This is a genomic window from Tardiphaga sp. 215_C5_N2_1, assembly GCF_052076055.1.
Taxonomy (GTDB): domain Bacteria; phylum Pseudomonadota; class Alphaproteobacteria; order Rhizobiales; family Xanthobacteraceae; genus Tardiphaga; species Tardiphaga robiniae.
This window is the reverse complement of the sequence record NZ_CP197240.1, coordinates 1,250,168-1,268,204: the sequence shown is the minus strand read 5'-3', so window position 1 is coordinate 1,268,204 and position 18,037 is coordinate 1,250,168. Positions and strand designations below refer to the sequence as shown.

Below are 18,037 nucleotides of genomic sequence, written 5' to 3'. Positions count from 1 at the left end.
TCATCATGCGGCCGGTCGGCACCACGTTGCTGGCGATCGGACTGTTTCTTCTCGGCGTCGTCGCTTATCATTTCCTGCCGGTCGCTGCGACGCCCAATGTCGATTTCCCGATGATCCGCGTGCAGGCGTCGCGTCCCGGCGCCGATCCGTCAATCATGGCGGCGACCGTTGCTGCGCCGCTGGAACGACGTCTGGGCATCATCGCCGGCCTCGATCAGATCACCTCGACGAGTTCGCTAGGCTCGACCAGTATTCAGTTGCAATTCGCCATCGGCCGCGATGTCGATCGCGCCGCGCGTGACGTGCAGGCCGCAATCAACGCGTCCATGGCGGATCTGCCAACCGATCTTCCGACACTGCCTACGTTCCGCAAGGCCAACCCGTCCGCCGCGCCTGTCTTCATTCTCGCTTTGACGTCGCCAACGATGTCCGCGTCCGCGATCTACGACGTCGCCGACACCGTGATCGTACAGCGGCTGTCGCAGGTGCCGGGGGTCGGCGAAGTCACTGCCAGTGGCGCCGACCAGCCCGCGGTGCGCATCCAGCTCAATCCGGTCGCGCTGTCGAATGCCGGGATTGCCACCGACGACGTGCGCACCGCCATCGTCAATGCGAATCCACTTGGCCCAGTCGGCATCTTCCAGGGATCGCGGCAGAGCGAGACGATCTCGATGAATCCGCAGATGCGTACGGCGGAAGAGTTTCGCGAGATCATCGTCAAGAGTTCGAACGGCAATTATCTGCGGCTGTCCGATGTCGCCGATGTTCAGGATGCGACGCGCAACAGTCGCTCGGTTGCCTGGTTCAACAAGCAGCCGGCGGTGCTTATCCAGATCACCAAACAGGGCGACGCCAATGTCATCGACACCGTCGATCGCGTAAAAGCGCTGATCCCCGATCTGAAACAATGGATTCCTGCCGGGATCGAGATTTCGGTTCTGACCGACCGCACCGGTACCATTCGCGCCTCGGTCGAGGACATGGAGTGGACGCTGTTTGCCACGGCCGTACTGGTGATGGCCGTGGTGTTCCTGTTCCTGCGTCGTGGCACCCCCACCATCGCGGCCGGCGTCTCGGTGCCGCTGGCGCTGGCCGGCACCTGCGTCGGCATGTGGCTGGCCGGCTTCTCGATCAACAACCTGTCGCTGATGGCGCTGGCGATCTCTGTCGGCTTTGTGGTCGATGACGCCATCGTCATGATCGAGAACATGTACCGCAATCTCGAAGAGGGTATGGCGCCGATGCAGGCGGCGCTCGCAGGCGCCAGGCAGATCGGCTTCACGGTGCTGTCGATCAGCCTGTCGCTGATCGCCGCCTTCATCCCGCTGATTTTCATGGATGGTCTGGTCGGCCGATTGCTGCGCGAATTCTCGTTGACGCTGACATTCTCGATTGTCGTCTCGACGCTGGTGTCACTGACGGTGACACCGATGATCTGCGCGCAATATATCAAGAGCGGCCTGTCGAGCACCGAGACCCGTTTCGACCGTATCGTCGAAGGCACGCTGTCACGCGTCGTGGCGTTCTATGAACGCACGCTGCATGTGGTTCTGGGTTTTCCACTCCTGACGCTGTTGGTGTTCTTCGCCACCATCGCGCTGACGGTCACACTCTACATCAAGACGCCGAAAGGTTTTTTTCCGAACGACGACAGTGGCTTCGTGATCGGTGCAACGCGCGCATCGGCCGATGTCTCGTTTCAGGCGATGCTCGGATTGCAGCAGCATATGGCTGATCTGGTGCTGAGCGATCCCGGCGTGGCCAGTATCGGTTCGTCGCTTGGCGGCACTGGCGGGCCGGGCGGCGGCGGCGCCAACCGGGGCACCATGTTTATCGCCTTGAAACCACCAGAGGAGCGCAACGGAGCGTCGACCGAAGACGTCATCAACCGGTTGCGTCCGAAGCTCAGCGCGGTCCCCGGTATCCGTCTCTTCATGTTTGCTGCCCAGGATCTGCGTGCCGGCGGGCGCCAGAGCGACTCCAACTATCAATACACGCTGACCTCGACCAATCTCGATCTCCTGCAGAAATGGGCACCGCTGGTCGGCAAGCGGCTGGAGAGCGTCGAGGGCATCACCGATGTGTCGAGCGACCGCGATCCCGGCGGATTACAATTGACGCTAACCATCGACCGCAAGATGGCATCAAGCCTCGGCGTCAAGGTGCAGGACATCGACAACGCCTTGAACAACGCATTCTCGCAGCGGCAGATCTCGACGATCTACACCCAGCGCAACCAGTACAAGGTGGTGCTGGAAATCGATCCGAAATTCCAGAACGATCCGTCCGATCTCGACCGCATCTATGTCGCCGGCCTGAATGGGGCGCAGGTGCCGCTGTCGGCGGTTGTGCGCATGTCGCGCACACTGTCCGCGCTGGCGGTGTTCCACTCGCAGGGATTCCCGTCGACGACGGTGTCGTTCAACACGCTGCCTGGCGTGCAGCTCGATGCCGTAACCGGCAACATCCAGCGCGCGGTCGACGAACTGCATATGCCCGAAGGAATCCGGGGCGGATTCGATGGCAATGCCGGTGACTTCAGCAAGACCACGGGGCGGCAGCCGCTGCTGATCCTCGGCGCGCTCATCGCAATGTATATCGTGCTCGGGGTGCTCTATGAGAGCCTCGTGCATCCTTTGACCATCATCTCGACGTTGCCCTCGGCGGGGCTCGGCGCATTGCTGGCGTTGCAGATCACCAACACGCCGCTGACCGTGATCGCCTTCGTCGGGATCATTCTCCTCATCGGCATCGTCAAGAAGAACGGAATCATGATGGTCGATTTCGCCATCGAGGCGGAGCGGCATCGCGGACTGTCGCCCGCCGAGGCGATCTTCGAGGCCTGCACCGTGCGCTTCCGCCCAATCCTGATGACCTCGCTGGCGGCGGTATTCGCGGCGATCCCGCTGGTCATCGCGACCGGGCCGGGCACCGAGCTGCGCCGCCCGCTGGGCATCACCATCATCGGCGGGTTGTTCGTCTCGCAGGTGCTGACGCTTTACACCACGCCGGTGATCTATCTCCTGATCGACCGGCTGCGTAACCGCTTCCGCCCGGCACCGCTGCCTGCGCCTGCCGAATAGCAAAAATCCGGGCGTCACGGCGGTTGAAGCCTCGGGCTGCGCGGCGTATAGCGGGCAATGTCCAAGAAATCAGATCTGCAAGCCGCTGAGGTCGCTGAAGCGATCCCGGAATGTCCGCATTGCCACAAGCCGATGCCGCTGTGCATCTGCGACAGCATTACGCCCATCGACAACAAGATCGAGCTCCTGATCCTGCAGCATCCGCAGGAGCAGGACAGGGCGCTGGGCACCGCCCGCGTCGCGGCGCTTCATTTCAAGAAGGCCACGGTCAAGATCGGCCTGTCCTGGCCGAGCCTCGCCAAGGCGCTGGGCAAGCCGGTCGCCGATCCCGCCCGCTGGGCGATCCTCTACCTTGGCTCGGCCAAGGTCACCGATTACGAGACCGACCGGGATATCCTCGCCATCGACCGCAAGGGTCAGGCCGAGGAAAACCAGCGCGCACTGCTCAAGGACATTCAGGGCATCGTGCTGCTCGACGGCACCTGGAGCCAGGCCAAGGCGTTGTGGTGGCGCAACGCATGGATGCTGAAATGCCAGCGCGTCATTCTCGGACCGGCGAAACCATCACTCTACGGCAAGCTGCGCCGCGAACCGCGCAAGGACGGCCTGTCGACCATCGAAGCCGCGGGGATGCTGCTCGCCAGCCTCGAACGGAAACCGGATATCGAAGCGACACTGAACGAGGCCTTCGAGCGGATGCTGGCGAAATATCGCGAAGCCCAGACCGTCATGCCGGAACTGGCGCCAAAGCCCAAACCTAAGCGCGACTGGCGGCGTAAGAAGCACGCCTGATCGCGTTCGGTTTTGATTGATCCCGGCCTATCGGCTGCTGGGCGGCGGACCGACGCCGGCTTCACGCTCGTCACTCGATGATGACGGTCTGACGAGCGACGGAAACGGATTGCGGAACAGTCCGCCGCGAGCTTCTTCCACGACGGGTGCGGGAGGCGGTGCCGGGGCTGCAGCCTGCGGCGGCACCACTGGAACCGGCAGCTTCTCGCACTTCATGGAATAGACCAACTGGCCGTCGGCGGTCCGGCCGATCGGCGCACAGGGATCGGTGCGAACCGGAACGGGCGGTTTGGCCTGGGCCCAGCCTGGCGAGGTCATCAGCAATGTGGCGATCAAGACCCGGATGTTCATCGTGCCCCCTAGGGTTGGCAAGATGCTACGATCAATAGTCCAATCCTGCCAAGCGAAGTGTTGCAGCGCACCACTCATAGCAGTCGCGCCCCGATCACGGGTCTGGCAGGCTAAGTTATTGATTGGATTGATGGAGGCCACGTCGGGAATCGAACCCGAATAAACGGTTTTGCAGACCGGCGCGTAACCATTCCGCCACATGGCCCCATAGCGGGTTAGTTACAGACCGTTCGCCATTTAGGCAATGCCCGGCTGAAATCTTTCATGGGGTCCGACATACCGACACAAGATCAGCAGGAGGCCTGCCAGCCATCCGGAAACGGAATCAGCGGCCAGGGGCCGTCATTGTCGTTCGCAGCGGTCGGAATCGGGGCGAAGAACATTTCCTGGCTGCGCAGATCGTCCCGCACATCGGCCTCGATTTCGGCCCGGACCGTCTCCAGCAGATAGTCAAATTCGGCTTCGCTCATCTTTTAGCTCCCTCTCTTGGGAGCAATCTGACGCAAAGCCTTTGTTGGGCTGTTGAATGGATCGTTCAAGTTGTACCGATCCACACGGGAGACCCGTCATGGTTACCGAGACGTTTACCTCACTGGATCAATAGCGTGGCTCGCGAACGCCGATCACGCATCGTCGACGGTAACATTAAACTGTATGGGCTGTAACGGGTGTGTCTGTCTCCAGCAGCGTATCCAGCATTTTCCGGCCCCTAGTGCTGGCCTGCATCAGGGGATCCGCCTTGAAGGTCGACTTCAGGAAGCTCGATACCGCGCGGATGCGCGGCACGAATTGCAGATCGTTATGGACGTTGATCCACAGCTCGCGCGTGGTCGACAGCTTGTCGTGCAGCACCGGGATCAGGTCGGGGCGACGCGCAGTCGCAAAACTCGGCAGCAGCACGAGCCCGACACCGCCGGCCGCAGCATTCATCTGTGCGCACATGCTGTTGGAATGGAACGAGACCGGCGGGCTCTTGATGATGTCATCGAGCCAGCGCACGGAGTCGAGCTGGATCTGGTCGTCGATATAGGTGACGAAGCTGTGCTTTGTGAGTTCGGATGGGCTCTTCGGCACGCCATGCGCGTCGAGATACTCTTGCGACGCATAGAGCCCAAGTTGGAAGCAGCCGATACGCTCCGAGACCATGCCCTGACCGGTCGGACGGAAGAAGCTCAGAAACAGATCGGCCTCGCGCCGGTTCACCGAGACGCTTTGTGGTGATGTCAGCAATTCGACGGTCAGGTCGGGATGCAGTTTGCGCAGTTCGACGAAGCGATAGGCGAGGTAGAGCGAGGCGATGCCCTCCATCGTGGCAAGGCGGACCCGGCCAGCCATACGGCTGCCGCCGCATTGCACGTCTTCCCGCATGGCGATCACGGCGCTCTCGATCCGCTCGGCATGGCAGAGCAGGCGGTCGCCGGTCTCGTTGACCTTCAGTCCGGACGGCAATCGCTCGAACAACGCCACCCCCAGCGTGCTCTCCAGATGCGCGATGCGGCGGCTGATGGTAGATTGATCGACCCGGAGGCGCTTGGCCGCACTGCCTAGGCTGCCGCCGCGTGCCGCGTGAATGAAGACCTTGAGGTCATCCCAATCGAGCGATTTGAAGTTTTCCATGCAGAGTTAACAGCAAGAGCTGTGCCAGCACGCGCTACTGGGACGCCTTGTCGCGGTGGAAAAGCCAGTCTGCAAGGCCCTTTGCAGGATTGTCTATACCCCGTGCGATCCGAAGCAACCTAGCCTGACGGGAACAAAGAACGATCCGTCTCTCTCGCTTTGCGGACGCGGCGCTGCCGGTATTTCGGGTTCAGCGAGTGACCATGAATGAGGCTCTTGCGATGATCTCGCAGGCACCGAGAGTTGCGGCGGCATGCCGTTCAAGAAACTCAATTTCGCCGGGGCCAGCCCCCATCGCAGCTCACTGGCCAATGGCGGCGGTGATCGAACCAGAAGGGTGTGTCATGCAGTTTGACCGTCGACAGCTTTTGCTCGGAGGAGCCGGCACTGCCGCCGGCCTCATGCTTCCAGGCAGCGCCTTCGCACAATCGCCGGCCACTATCGGTACTTTCCCGGAAGGCGTCACGGCGGATTCGGTTTTCGTCGGTCTGACCATCCCGCTCACCGGCGTCTTTTCGGGTGACGGCGGCGACCTCAAACTCGGCTATGAACTGGCTATCGCGCAGATCAATGCCGGCGGTGATATCGCGCAGAAGTGGGGCCTCAAGGGCAAGGGCGTGCTCGGACGGCAGATCAAGTACAAGGTCTCCGACACCGAAGGTAAACCCAACCTCGACGTGCAGAGCGCCACCCAGTTCATCCAGCGCGACAAGGCGATCATGGTGTCGGGCTCGGTATCGAGCGCCAGCGCCATTGCACTCGAAGAACTCGGTTCGCGCGAGAAGGTGCTGTACATGGTCGGCATCGCCGGCTCCAACGACATCACCGGCAAGAACTGCCAGCGCTATGGCTTCCGCTCCCAGCAGAACGCTTACATGGCCGCGAAGGCGATGGCGCCCGTCGTCGCCAAGGCGCTCGGCAAGAACGTGAAGTCGGCCTTCCTCGTGCCTGACTACACCTATGGCCACACCGTCTATGACAGCTTCGCCAAGTTCTCGGCGGAGCAGGGCTGGAAGCAGGTCGCCAAGGAGGTCGTGCCGCTCGGCACCACCGACTATTCGTCGGCGCTCCTGAACATCGCCAATAGCGGCGCGGATGTCTTCGTCAACATCGCCTTCGGCGGCGATGCGGTTGCCTCGACCAAGCAGGCCGAGCAGTTCGGTGTACTGAAGCGCATGAAGCTCGTGGTGCCGAACCTGTCCTCGTTCCAGGACAAGGAGCTCGGCGCCGAACTGATGCAGGGCGTCTATGGCAGCTGCGATTTCTGGTGGGGCCTGCAGGACACCTATCCGCTCGCCAAGACCTTCGTTGAGAGTTTCGTGGCGCAGAACAAGTACTATCCGCGCTGGGGCGCGCATATCGGCTACATGCAGACCTATCTGTGGGCGATGTCGGTCGAACGCGCCGGTACGTTCAATCCGGTCGATGTGATCAAGGCGATGGAGAGCTCCAAGGCGCAGCCTTACGAGACGACCATCGGCAAGGTCTATTTCCGCGCCGAGGATCACCAGATGGTACGCCCGATCCCGATCCTGCGCGGCAAGAAGCCGTCAGAGATGAAGAACAAGGAAGACTTCTACGAGATCGTCGATATCGCCGACGGCGAAAGCGTAATGAATGCTCCCGACTTCTTCGGCTGCAAGCTCGGCCCCTACACCTAAGGATCACCATGCCAAGCTGGCCCGTCCTCATCTCGCAGGCCTTCAACGGCCTGGCCCTCGGCACATTGTTGGCCCTCGTCAGCAGTGGTTTGACGATCATCCTGGGCACGCTTGGGGTCCTCAATTTCGCTCACGGCGCGCTGTTCGCCGTGGGTGCCTATGCCGCTTTCGTGCTGCTGCAATACACCTCGTCCTTCGTGCTCGCGATCGTCGTCGGCTGCGGTTTCATGCTGGTGCTCGGCTTCCTGCTGGAACGCATCATCATCCGCTATTTCTACGACCGTCCGCATGAGGATCAGATCCTCGTCACCTACGGTGTCGGCATCGTGCTCGTCGAATGCGTGCGTGCAGCCTTCGGCGGCAATGCGCAGCGTGTGCCGGTGCCGTCCTGGGGGCAGGGCGCGACCCAGATGGGCTTCCTGATCTATCCGACTTATCGCCTGCAACTGATCGCCATCATCGCCGGGCTGCTGCTCAGTCTCTATCTCGTGCTCTATCGCACCTCGATGGGCCTTGTGGTTCGCGCCGGCATCGAGAATCCCGGCATGGTCGGCATCCTCGGCATCAATGTGCGCCGCGCCTTCCTGCTGGTCTTCGCCATCGGCGTTGTCGCCGTCGGTCTCGCCGGCATGCTCTATGCGCCGGTCGTGGCCGTGACGCCGGACATGGGCGCCAATTTCATGGCGCAGTCTTTCGTGGTCATCGTGCTCGGCGGCCTCGGCTCGTTCCCGGGCGCAGTCATCGGCGGACTGATCGCGGGCGAGATCATCAGCCTGACCAGTGCTTTCAACTCGTCCTATTCGGAAGTGATGCTCTACGCGCTGATGGCGGTGCTGCTGATCATGCGCCCGCAAGGCCTGTTCGGTTCGGAAGGCCGCGCATGATGCGTCCTCGTTCCGGCGGCTTGCGGGGCTGGCTTCCCGAACTCGCGGTGCTGTGCACGCTGATCGTGGCACCCATCGTGTTTCCGCATCTCGGTTTCTCGACCGATCTGCTGACACGTGTGTTGAACTGGGGCCTGATCGGCCTCGGCTTCGATATCCTGTTCGGCCTGACGGGCCTGCTGTCCTTTGGACAGGCCGCATTTTTCGGCGTCGGCGGCTTTGTCAGCGCCTATCTGCTGGTGTCCCACACCATCGATAGCGTCTGGCTGGCGCTGGCGATCGGCACCGTTGCAGCCGGCCTGTTCGGCCTCCTGGTCGGCTGGTTCGCCGTGCGCCGGGTTGGCATCTATTTCACGATGATCACGCTGGCCTTCGGCCAGATGGCCTATTTCATCGAGAATTCCCCGCTGTCGGACTACACCGGCGGCGAGAACGGTATCCCCGGTGTGCCGGTGCCGGTGCTTGGCTTCGGCGCCAGTGCGATCCGCATCAGCGCGGGCATGCCGATGTATATCCTGATCGCGGTGATCTTCTTCCTCGGCTATGTGCTGGCGCGGCGCATCGTGGGCTCGCCGGTCGGCGCGATCCTGCTGGCGATCAAGGAGAACACCGGCCGCGTCGCGATGCTTGGCCATAACGTACCAGCCTACAAGCTGACGGCCTTCGTCATCGCCGCGCTCTATGCGGGCCTTGCCGGCGGTCTGCTCGGTTCGTTCCAGAGCTACATGCCGCCGGATGCGTTCTCGCTGGAGACGTCGGGACAACTCGTAGTTCAGACCATCGTCGGCGGCGCCGGCACGCTGATCGGTCCGCTGGTCGGCGCGGCCGTCTGGCTGTGGCTGCGCGACAATCTGCAGCTCATTCCGGGCTTTGCGATTCTGTGGAAGCTGGTGCTCGGGATCGCTTTCATCGTTCTGGTCATCGGGCTGCGCCGCGGCATCTGCGGCGAGATCGCCCATTGGTGGAACGAACGCCGTAATCTGGCTGCCGCACGGGCGGCCGAGGCCAAAACCGAAGCCATCGAAGCCCACAATATAGACCCAATCACCAAACCTGTGGCACCGCCCAAGGATGTCAGGCTGACCCTTGCCGAGCCCATGACAAGTGATAGCGACATTGCACTCGAAGCCCGATCTCTGGCGCGGCACTATGGTGGCCTCAAAGCCGTCGATGGCGTCTCGTTCAAGGTCCGCCGTGGCTCGATCCATGCGGTGATCGGCCCGAATGGCGCCGGCAAGAGTACGCTGTTCAAGATGCTGCTCGACGAAGTCAGCCCGTCCTCCGGTGAAGTCCTGTTGTTCGGCGAGAAGGTTACGGGCGTCGGCGTCAGCCGCGCGGCGCAGCTCGGCATCGCCAAGAGCAATCAGCTCAATCAGCTGTTTCCCAATCTGACGGTGCGCAAGAACCTGCGTATCGCGGCACTGGCACGCCGTCGCGGCCCGATGCGCTTCGATCTGTTGCGCGGAGCCGGCAGCATTCCCGACGTCGAGGAGCAGATCGCCTCGATCCTGAACCTGCTCCATCTCGTCGAACGCGCCGATACGCCGGCACATATTCTGGCCTACGGCGAAAAACGCCGGCTCGAAATCGGGATGGCGCTGGCCACCAGCCCGAACGTATTGCTGCTGGACGAGCCGCTGGCCGGCATGAGCCCGGCAGAACGCATCGCGACCTGCGCTTTCATTCGCGACATCGGGCGCTCGCGCACTGTCGTGATCGTCGAGCACGATCTCGACGCCATCTTCGAACTCGCCGAGCGCATCACCGTGCTCTATGAGGGCCGGCTGCTGGCGGACGGCACCGCCGACGAAATCCGGCGCAATCCGGCCGTGCAAGACGCCTATCTGGGAGGGCTGCACGCGCATGAGCCTGCTTGAAGTCGACAAGATCAATACGCTGTATGGCGATTCCCACGTGCTGTTCGACCTGTCGATCCGGGTCGAGCAGGGCGAGGTCGTGGCACTGCTCGGCCGCAACGGCGCCGGGAAGACCACGACGCTGCGCTCGATCATGGGCGTGCTGTCGCCGCGCAGCGGCAACATCCGCCTTGACGGCAAATCCATCGAGGGCCTGCCGCCGTCGGCCATTGCCGGCATGGGCGTGCAACTGGTGCCGGAAGAGCGCGCCATTTTTGGCGGCCTGACGGTCGAGGAAAACCTGCGCATTGCGGCACTGACGGCACCGAATGCGTGGTCCTACGATCGCATCTACGACGTGTTTCCGCGCCTCAAGGAGCGCCGCAAATCGGCGGGCCGTACGCTGTCGGGCGGCGAGCAGCAGATGCTGGCGATTGCGCGCGCGTTGATCCGTGATGCGCGCATCATCCTGCTGGATGAGCCGTTCGAGGGCCTCGCGCCGCTGATCGTGCGCGATCTCGTCGAGGTCTCACGCAATCTGGCTGCTGAAGGCCGCACCATGATCGTGGTCGAGCAAAACGTTGCGGCGGCATTGAGTTTCGCCAACCGCGTCTATGGGCTCAATAACGGCCACGTGGTGTTCGAAGGCACGCCGGCCGACCTCAACGCCAGTCCCGACCTGATGCGGGACTTTCTCGGCGTCGGGATGTGATTCCCGGGATCTCATCTCCGGGGGACGGGGTCCCGGCTACTTGATTCCCTAGATTTCAATCGGCACCGCAAGGCGCCCGATCAGGAGCGCCACCTCATCGAGGTGATCGCTGTCATGCGCCTCGACGGCTTCGGCGAGCCGGGTGACGCATTCGTCGTCACTGATAAAGGGCAGGGAGTTGAGGTCGGTCGGAAGCGCGCGGTCGGTGTGCGTGGCTGGCATCGGTCACCTCGTTCGATTCGGAACTTGTTCAACGTCGCGAAGGGCAGTCTTGCGGTGCAATAAGACTAAATAGCGACACGGTTGGAAAGATTATTCTTCGCCCGCATGCGACATGGGCCCGGTGAGAACGGGTCAAGCATCAAGAAAACCCCATAACATGAGGCTTTTTCGGAGTTTTCCCCGATTGGCGGCCTCTGTGGGAAGAGGTGCATTTCCTGCTTTCCAAGCGCGGATCGCTTTGTTATACGCTGCGGCCTGCGAACAAGCTTCGCACGTTCCCTGGTAGCTCAGCGGTAGAGCATTCGACTGTTAATCGAATGGTCGCTGGTTCGAATCCAGCCCGGGGAGCCAAACATCCTTCCGCAATAATGGCTGCCAGAAACCGCGCTCGGGACCGCCTCGATGGTGCGTTGGCTGCTGTGTTTTTACGAACCTTGCATCCCGCTGTGCGCTGCCGTAATTCCTGCAAAAGGAACTTCCAGCCGTTTGCAAGGGATTGCTCATGTCCGACTTTTCGACCGCACGCCAGAAGATGGTTGATGGTCAGGTGCGTCCCAGCGACGTCACCGATTTGCGCATCATTGATGCCATGCTCGCGGTGCCGCGCGAGGAGTTCGTTCCTGCCAGCCAGCGCGCCATGGCCTATCTCGACCTCGACCTCGAAGTCGCCCCGAATCGCTTTCTGATCAAGCCGGTGGTGCTGGCGCGGATGCTGCAGGCCTCCGACGTAAAGGCGACCGACAAGGTTCTGGTGGTCGGTTGCCCCACGGGCTATGCGGCCGCCGTGATCGTCCAGTTTGCCGGGCAGGTCACCAGCGCGGTCGAGATGCCGGCCGATGGCGATGCCGCGAACGGCCCCTATGATCTGATCGTTCTGGCCGGCGCGACGGAAGTCGTCCCGACCGGGCTTTACAAGCAGCTGGCCCCCAATGGTCAGCTAGTGGGCGTATTCGCCCTGACCAAGCCCGCCCGCGCCGTGATCGTGACCCATTCCCACGAGGATTTTGGCTGCCGCCCCCTGTTCGATGCTACCGCGCCGGTTCTGCCGGGCATGGAAAAGCTCCCGGCATTCGTTTTCTAGGGCCGACTGTCCGCCTTATCGGGCATCGGGGCACCGCTAATATCGCCAGCGGTAATTACAAGTGTGGCTTGGATGTCCCATTCGCCAAGTTTTCACTGTCAAGTTTCCACGAGAGGTTCCGTCTCGCCGATGCGCGGAATATGGTGAGTGGAGACTCGCTAACGGACATCATCTGTTCGGTCGCCATAAGTGTGCGTCCGGATCAGTGAACGGCATGAATGGATTACCAAGAATGGGCGGCGTAAAAGCTCTCACCGGTGCTGCAGCTGCGGCCCTTTTGCTGGCATTTGCCGGAGCGTCACCCGTTCTGGCTGACACGATCGAAGCGGCGTTGGTTCGCGCTTATCAGAACAATCCTCAATTGAATGCCCAGCGCGCTTCGGTGCGCGTCACTGACGAGAACGTGCCGCAGGCTTTGTCGGGTTATCGGCCGAGGGTCGCTATCACCGCGAGCGGCGGTTATCAGTACACGGACGCGGTCAACAGCATTGCAGGTACTGCGACCGCAATTCACGGCGTGCAGGTTCCCCGCGCCGTTGGCGCGACCATCACTCAGAATGTGTACAACGGCCAGCAGACGGCGAATCGCACACGTGCCGCCGAGGGACAGGTGTCGGCTGCGCGCGAAGGTCTGCGCGTACTCGAACAGTCAGTGATCCTCTCCGCCGCGACCATCTACATGGACTATCTGCGCGACTCGGCCGTGGTCGAGGTGCAGAAGAGCAACGTGCGTGTGCTCGAGCAGACGCTGAAGCAGACCCGCGATCGCTTCAATGTCGGCGAAGTCACCCGTACCGACGTGGCGCAGTCCGAAGCCCAGCTCGCTGCCGGCCGCACCCAGTTGCTGACCGCCGAGTCGAATCTCACCACCACGCGCTCGAACTTCCGCCGTATCATCGGCAACGAACCGAGCAACCTGCAGGCGGGTTCGCCCGTTGATCGCTTCCTTCCGAATACGCTGCCCGGCGCCGTCGATCTCGGCCTCGTCGAAAACCCCAACGTCACCGCGGCGATGTTCGGTATCGACGTCAGCTTCCTCAATGTGAAGGTCAACGAAGGCGCTCTGTTCCCGAGCGTGACCTTGCAGGCCAACATCCAGCAGGGTTGGGAACAGTCGATTTCGCAGCCGCGCGGTTTGACGGCATCAGGCATAGCGCAAGTGTCGATCCCGGTTTACCAGGGCGGCGCGGAATATTCGCTGATCCGGCAGTCCAAGGAAACGCTGGCCCAGCAGCGTCTAGCACTGGAGCAGGTGCGCGATCAGACCCGCGCGAGCGTCGTACAGGCCTGGGGTCAGTTGCTGGCGGGCAGGGCGCAGGTCTCGTCCGCGCAGGCGCAGGTGCAGGCTTCCGAAATCGCGCTGAACGGCGTTCGCGAAGAAGCCAAAGCCGGCCAGCGCACCACGCTCGACGTGTTGAACGCCCAGCAGGCGCTGGTGAACGCGCGCGTCGCGCTTGTCACTGCGCAGCATGATCGTGTGGTGGCATCATACTCGGTGCTCAACGCAGTCGGTCGTCTGTCACCGACGGTGATGAAGCTGAACACCAATGTGTATGACCCCAGCGTGCACTATCATCAGGTGCGCGATAGCTGGGTCGGCGTGCGTACGCCCGACGGGCGCTAACGCGCTCAGATATCACCGGATATCGTATCGAAAGGGCCGCTTGTGCGGCCCTTTGCTTGCAATCAATTTGTCCGATGACGTACCGTTTGCATTGCTGGCTTAGCGATTCGGAATGCCTCTCCTAGTTCCTTGGGCATTTCCCGCGCGACAGCTGGTGGTCAGGCGTCGCTTGATCTTGGGGACAAGTCAGGCTTGCGCGCTGAATCGAACGGTCGTCAAAACGACAACCCGCAAATTCAGCCTCGTCTGGTGTAAAATATTGACGAGAGCGTTGATGATGCGGAGTCGGACATGACGCAACCTGCAAAGGTCCAGGAGCCCTCGATGGAGGAGATTCTGGCGTCGATCCGACGTATCATCGCCGACGACGAAGCGAAGCCGGCCGTCGCCGAAGTTGCTCCTCCGCCGCCGCCCAAGCCAGCCCCTGCACCCAAGCCTGCTGCGATGACAGACATCCCGCCGTCGGCGATTCCTGCCGCGCAGGGTGCTGCCGCCAAAGCACCGCCGCCAGCCCCGAAGCCCGCGCCACCGCCGCCGGAGCCTGCTGCCTCCAACAGCCAGGACGACATCGACGCGATGTTGGCCAGCTTGGAAGCCGCGACCACCGAGGAAGAGGTGCGCCCGGCGCAGCCCGACGGTGATGTGTTCGAACTGACCGACGAGATGGTGGTCGCCGACCCCGAGCCGGAACCCGCATTCCAGCATGTCGAGCCGGATGACGACCTCGAATTCGCCGAAGCTGTCGCCGCCAGCAGCCAACGACCCGCACCGCGCTTCGACCCGCCGTCCTATGATCCGCCCCCGGTCGCACCGCAGCAGCAGATCCTGTCACACAGCACCGTGTCGTCCGTGGAGTCGGCCTTCAATGCGCTGGCCAATACGGTCCTGAGCAACAACGCGCGGACCCTTGAGGATCTCGTCAAGGAGATGCTGCGTCCGATGCTGAAGTCCTGGCTGGACGACAACCTGCCGGGCCTCGTCGAGCGCATCGTCAAGGCTGAGATCGAGCGCGTCTCACGCGGCGGCGGCCGCTAGGCCCGCGAGACAAGCAACGACGGCCTTTCGGGGCCTTCGTTTGGCCCTCCGGGGTGGCTAAACAGCCCTATATGTTGACTTGAGCCGCGCTGGCGGGTTTCTAGCGCCATCGGCTTCCTGCGTTCGCCCCAGGCCGCAAAACCGTGGCCAAAAACCCCTGATTTGATTGAATTGTCATGATCGAAAAGACCTATCAGCCCGCCGATATCGAGACCCGCATCGCCGCTGCCTGGGAAGCCGAAGGCGCGTTCAAGGCGGGTCGCGCGGACCGGGTGGATGCCGAGCCCTATACGATCGTGATCCCGCCCCCGAACGTCACCGGTTCGCTGCATATGGGCCACGCCCTCAACAACACGCTGCAGGACGTGCTCTGTCGTTTCGAGCGCATGCGCGGCCGCGACGTGCTGTGGCAGCCCGGCACTGACCATGCCGGCATCGCGACCCAGATGGTGGTCGAGCGCCAGTTGATGGAGCGCCAGGAGCCCGGCCGCCGCGACATGGGCCGCGAGGCATTTCTCGAACGCGTCTGGAAGTGGAAGGCCGAGAGCGGCGGCGTGATCGTCAATCAGTTGAAGCGCCTCGGCGCCTCCTGCGACTGGTCGCGCGAGCGCTTCACCATGGACGAGGGCCTGTCCGAGGCGGTCATCAAGGTGTTCGTGCAGTTGCACCGCGAGGGCCTGATCTACAAGGACAAGCGCCTTGTGAACTGGGATCCAAAGCTGCTGACGGCGATTTCCGATCTCGAAGTGCAGCAGGTCGAGGTCAAGGGTAACCTCTGGCATCTGCGCTATCCGCTCGAAGGCAAGAATTTCGATCCGGAAGATCCGACCTCGTTCATCACCGTTGCCACCACGCGTCCCGAGACGATGCTCGGCGACAGCGGCGTCGCCGTGAATCCGGATGACGAACGCTACACCCATCTGATCGGCAAGAACGTGGTTCTGCCGCTGGTCGGCCGTCTGATCCCGATCGTCGCCGACGAATATTCCGACCCGGAGAAGGGTTCTGGCGCGGTGAAGATCACGCCGGCGCATGACTTCAACGACTTCGAAGTCGGCAACCGCCACGGCCTTGCACGCATCAGCATCCTCGATATCGAAGGCAAGCTCGCACTCGCCGACAACGAGGACTATCTGCGCGGACTGCCTGTCGCAGCGTCAGAGCTGGTCGAAGAATTGCACGGCATGGAGCGCTTCAAGGCGCGCAAGACTATCGTGCAGCGGCTGGAAGATTTCGGCTTCCTGGAGAAGATCGAGCCCAACACGCATATGGTGCCGCATGGCGATCGCTCCGGCGTCGTCATCGAGCCCTATCTGACCGACCAGTGGTATGTCGACGCCAAGACCATGGCGCAGCCGGCGATCGCCGCTGTGCGCACCGGCGCGACCGAGTTCGTGCCGAAGAACTGGGAAAAGACCTATTACGAGTGGATGGAGAACATCCAGCCATGGTGCATCTCGCGCCAGCTCTGGTGGGGCCATCAGATCCCGGCCTGGTATGGCCCGGATGGCAAAGTGTTCGTCGCCGAGACCGAGGAAGAAGCGGTCGGCAACGCGCTCGGCTATTATGTCGAGCAGGAGGTAATCACGGAAGAGCAGGGCCACGATATGGCGCTCGATCCGGCGAAGCGCGAGGGCTTCATCACGCGCGATGAAGACGTGCTCGACACCTGGTTCTCGTCGGCGCTGTGGCCGTTCTCGACGCTGGGCTGGCCGCAGAGCTCGGTCGATGTGGATCGCTACTATCCCACCAATGTGCTGGTCACCGGCTTCGACATCATCTTCTTCTGGGTCGCCCGGATGATGATGATGGGCATGCACTTCAAGAAGGACGTGCCGTTCCCGACCGTCTACATCCACGCCCTCGTCCGCGACGAGAAGGGCGCCAAGATGTCGAAGTCGAAGGGCAACGTCATCGATCCCCTGAACCTGATCGACCAGTACGGCGCCGACGCGCTACGCTTTACGCTGGCTGCGATGGCCGCACAGGGCCGCGACATCAAGCTCGCGACCCAGCGCGTCGAGGGCTATCGCAATTTCGCGACCAAGCTCTGGAATGCCTGCCGCTTCGCCGAGATGAACGAGTGCGTGCTGCCGGCGGCTTTCGATCCGACCAAGGCCAAGGAAGTGCTCAACCGCTGGATCGCGCATGAGACCGTGAAGGCGACGCGCGAAGTCACCGAGGCCATCGAAGCCTATCGCTTCAACGATGCCGCGGGCGCGGCCTATCGCTTCGTCTGGAACGTGTATTGCGACTGGTATCTCGAACTCGCCAAGCCCTTCATGATGGGCGAGGACGGTCCGGCCAAGACCGAAACCCGCGCAATGGTCGCTTGGGCCCGCGATGAGATCCTGAAGCTGCTGCATCCATTCATGCCGTTCATCACGGAAGAACTCTGGGCCGTGACGGCGCCGCGCGACGGTCTGCTGGCGCTGGCGCCGTGGTCGCGCAAGGCGAGCGGCCTGACGCGCGAGCAGGAAGCGCTGATCATCGCGACTGCCGCGAGCGATCCGATCGTCGCACCGATCCTGATGGGCGATCCCGAACCAGTCGCCGACTTCAAGGATGACGCCGCCGAAGCCGAAATCGGCTGGGTCATCGATCTGGTGACGGAGGTTCGTTCGGTGCGTGCCGAAATGAACATCGTGCCGGCCACATTGACGCCACTGGTGCTGGCCGGCGCTTCTGTGGAAACTCAAGCCCGTGCCCAGCGCTGGAGCGATGTCGTCAAGCGCCTCGCTCGTCTCGGCGACATATCCTTCGCCGATGTCGCCCCGCAGGGTGCCGTGCAGCTTCTGATCCGCGGTGAAGTCGCAGCGCTGCCGTTGAAGGGCGTCATTGATTTCGGCGCCGAGAAGACGCGTCTCGACAAGGAGCTCGTGAAAGCCGAAGCCGACATCAAGCGCGCCGACGCCAAACTCTCCAACGAGAAATTTGTCGCCAACGCCGCGGAAGAGATCGTCGAGGAAGAACGCGAAAAGCGCGAGGCAGCCGAGGCCCGCAAGGCCAAGACGCTGGAAGCGCTGGAGCGGCTCAAGAACGCGGTGTGATGCGCCGCAATTCCGCGACTGCCACAAGTCTCAATGTTCGTCATGGCCGGGCTTGTCCCGGCCATCCAC

General features: G+C 62.3%; 14 protein-coding genes and 2 tRNA genes. 11 read left to right on the top strand and 5 right to left on the bottom strand.

Annotated elements, in window-relative coordinates; translation table 11 throughout:
- Positions 1-5: 5 nt before the first annotated feature.
- Positions 6-3,083, top strand: coding sequence for an efflux RND transporter permease subunit (locus tag AB7828_RS05920; protein WP_305801706.1), 3,078 nt, complete (start codon positions 6-8; stop codon positions 3,081-3,083).
- A gap of 57 nt (positions 3,084-3,140) precedes the next feature.
- Positions 3,141-3,875, top strand: coding sequence for a tRNA-uridine aminocarboxypropyltransferase (locus AB7828_RS05915; protein ID WP_089264291.1), 735 nt, complete (start codon positions 3,141-3,143; stop codon positions 3,873-3,875).
- Positions 3,876-3,902: 27 nt separating this feature from the next.
- Here the strand turns inward: AB7828_RS05915 and AB7828_RS05910 are convergent, their stop codons facing one another.
- The 4 genes from AB7828_RS05910 to AB7828_RS05895 form a co-directional block, all read right to left on the bottom strand.
- On the bottom strand, positions 3,903-4,226 hold the full coding sequence (locus AB7828_RS05910; protein WP_441229666.1) for a hypothetical protein: 324 nt from the start codon (positions 4,224-4,226) through the stop codon (positions 3,903-3,905).
- 131 nt (positions 4,227-4,357) lie between these two features.
- Positions 4,358-4,431, bottom strand: a tRNA-Cys gene (locus AB7828_RS05905).
- A gap of 85 nt (positions 4,432-4,516) precedes the next feature.
- Positions 4,517-4,696 carry a hypothetical protein gene (locus tag AB7828_RS05900; protein WP_068736432.1) on the bottom strand — a complete coding sequence of 60 codons (180 nt, stop codon included), beginning with the start codon at positions 4,694-4,696 and terminating at the stop codon, positions 4,517-4,519.
- Positions 4,697-4,871: 175 nt separating this feature from the next.
- The gene (locus AB7828_RS05895; RefSeq protein ID WP_441229665.1) at positions 4,872-5,843 is read right to left on the bottom strand and encodes a LysR family transcriptional regulator; all 972 of its coding nucleotides are present in this window, start codon (positions 5,841-5,843) and stop codon (positions 4,872-4,874) included.
- Between the two features lie 344 nt (positions 5,844-6,187).
- On the opposite strand from AB7828_RS05895, the gene AB7828_RS05890 reads away from it, so the two are divergent.
- Genes AB7828_RS05890 through AB7828_RS05875 form a run of 4 tightly spaced genes read left to right on the top strand, consistent with a single transcriptional unit; the run spans position 6,188 to position 10,956 of the window.
- Positions 6,188-7,504 (top strand): ABC transporter substrate-binding protein, encoded by a 1,317-nt coding sequence (locus AB7828_RS05890; RefSeq protein ID WP_093759099.1) that lies wholly within the window; start codon positions 6,188-6,190, stop codon positions 7,502-7,504.
- 8 nt (positions 7,505-7,512) lie between these two features.
- The gene (locus tag AB7828_RS05885; RefSeq protein WP_175368999.1) at positions 7,513-8,388 is read left to right on the top strand and encodes a branched-chain amino acid ABC transporter permease; all 876 of its coding nucleotides are present in this window, start codon (positions 7,513-7,515) and stop codon (positions 8,386-8,388) included.
- Positions 8,385-10,265, top strand: a complete 1,881-nt coding sequence (locus AB7828_RS05880; protein ID WP_441229664.1) for a branched-chain amino acid ABC transporter ATP-binding protein/permease — start codon at positions 8,385-8,387, stop codon at positions 10,263-10,265. Before AB7828_RS05885 ends, AB7828_RS05880 begins: the two co-directional genes overlap by 4 nt.
- Complete coding sequence (locus tag AB7828_RS05875) at positions 10,252-10,956, top strand: ABC transporter ATP-binding protein (RefSeq protein WP_441229663.1); 705 nt, start codon at positions 10,252-10,254, stop codon at positions 10,954-10,956. The genes AB7828_RS05880 and AB7828_RS05875 overlap by 14 nt, the downstream gene beginning before the upstream one ends.
- A gap of 48 nt (positions 10,957-11,004) precedes the next feature.
- On the opposite strand, the gene AB7828_RS05870 is transcribed toward AB7828_RS05875, so the two are convergent.
- The gene (locus AB7828_RS05870) at positions 11,005-11,178 is read right to left on the bottom strand and encodes a hypothetical protein (protein WP_170849674.1); all 174 of its coding nucleotides are present in this window, start codon (positions 11,176-11,178) and stop codon (positions 11,005-11,007) included.
- 276 nt (positions 11,179-11,454) lie between these two features.
- Between AB7828_RS05870 and AB7828_RS05865 the strand changes: the two genes are divergently transcribed.
- The 5 genes from AB7828_RS05865 to AB7828_RS05845 all read left to right on the top strand — a co-directional run bounded on the left by AB7828_RS05865 (position 11,455) and on the right by AB7828_RS05845 (position 17,968).
- Positions 11,455-11,529 (top strand) — tRNA-Asn (locus AB7828_RS05865).
- Positions 11,530-11,680: 151 nt separating this feature from the next.
- Positions 11,681-12,259, top strand: coding sequence for a protein-L-isoaspartate O-methyltransferase family protein (locus tag AB7828_RS05860; RefSeq protein ID WP_441229662.1), 579 nt, complete (start codon positions 11,681-11,683; stop codon positions 12,257-12,259).
- 232 nt (positions 12,260-12,491) lie between these two features.
- The gene (locus AB7828_RS05855) at positions 12,492-13,883 is read left to right on the top strand and encodes a TolC family outer membrane protein (RefSeq protein ID WP_093758553.1); all 1,392 of its coding nucleotides are present in this window, start codon (positions 12,492-12,494) and stop codon (positions 13,881-13,883) included.
- 291 nt (positions 13,884-14,174) lie between these two features.
- Positions 14,175-14,918 (top strand): PopZ family protein, encoded by a 744-nt coding sequence (locus AB7828_RS05850; protein WP_441229661.1) that lies wholly within the window; start codon positions 14,175-14,177, stop codon positions 14,916-14,918.
- 176 nt (positions 14,919-15,094) lie between these two features.
- Complete coding sequence (locus tag AB7828_RS05845; RefSeq protein WP_441229660.1) at positions 15,095-17,968, top strand: valine--tRNA ligase; 2,874 nt, start codon at positions 15,095-15,097, stop codon at positions 17,966-17,968.
- Positions 17,969-18,037: the final 69 nt, after the last annotated feature.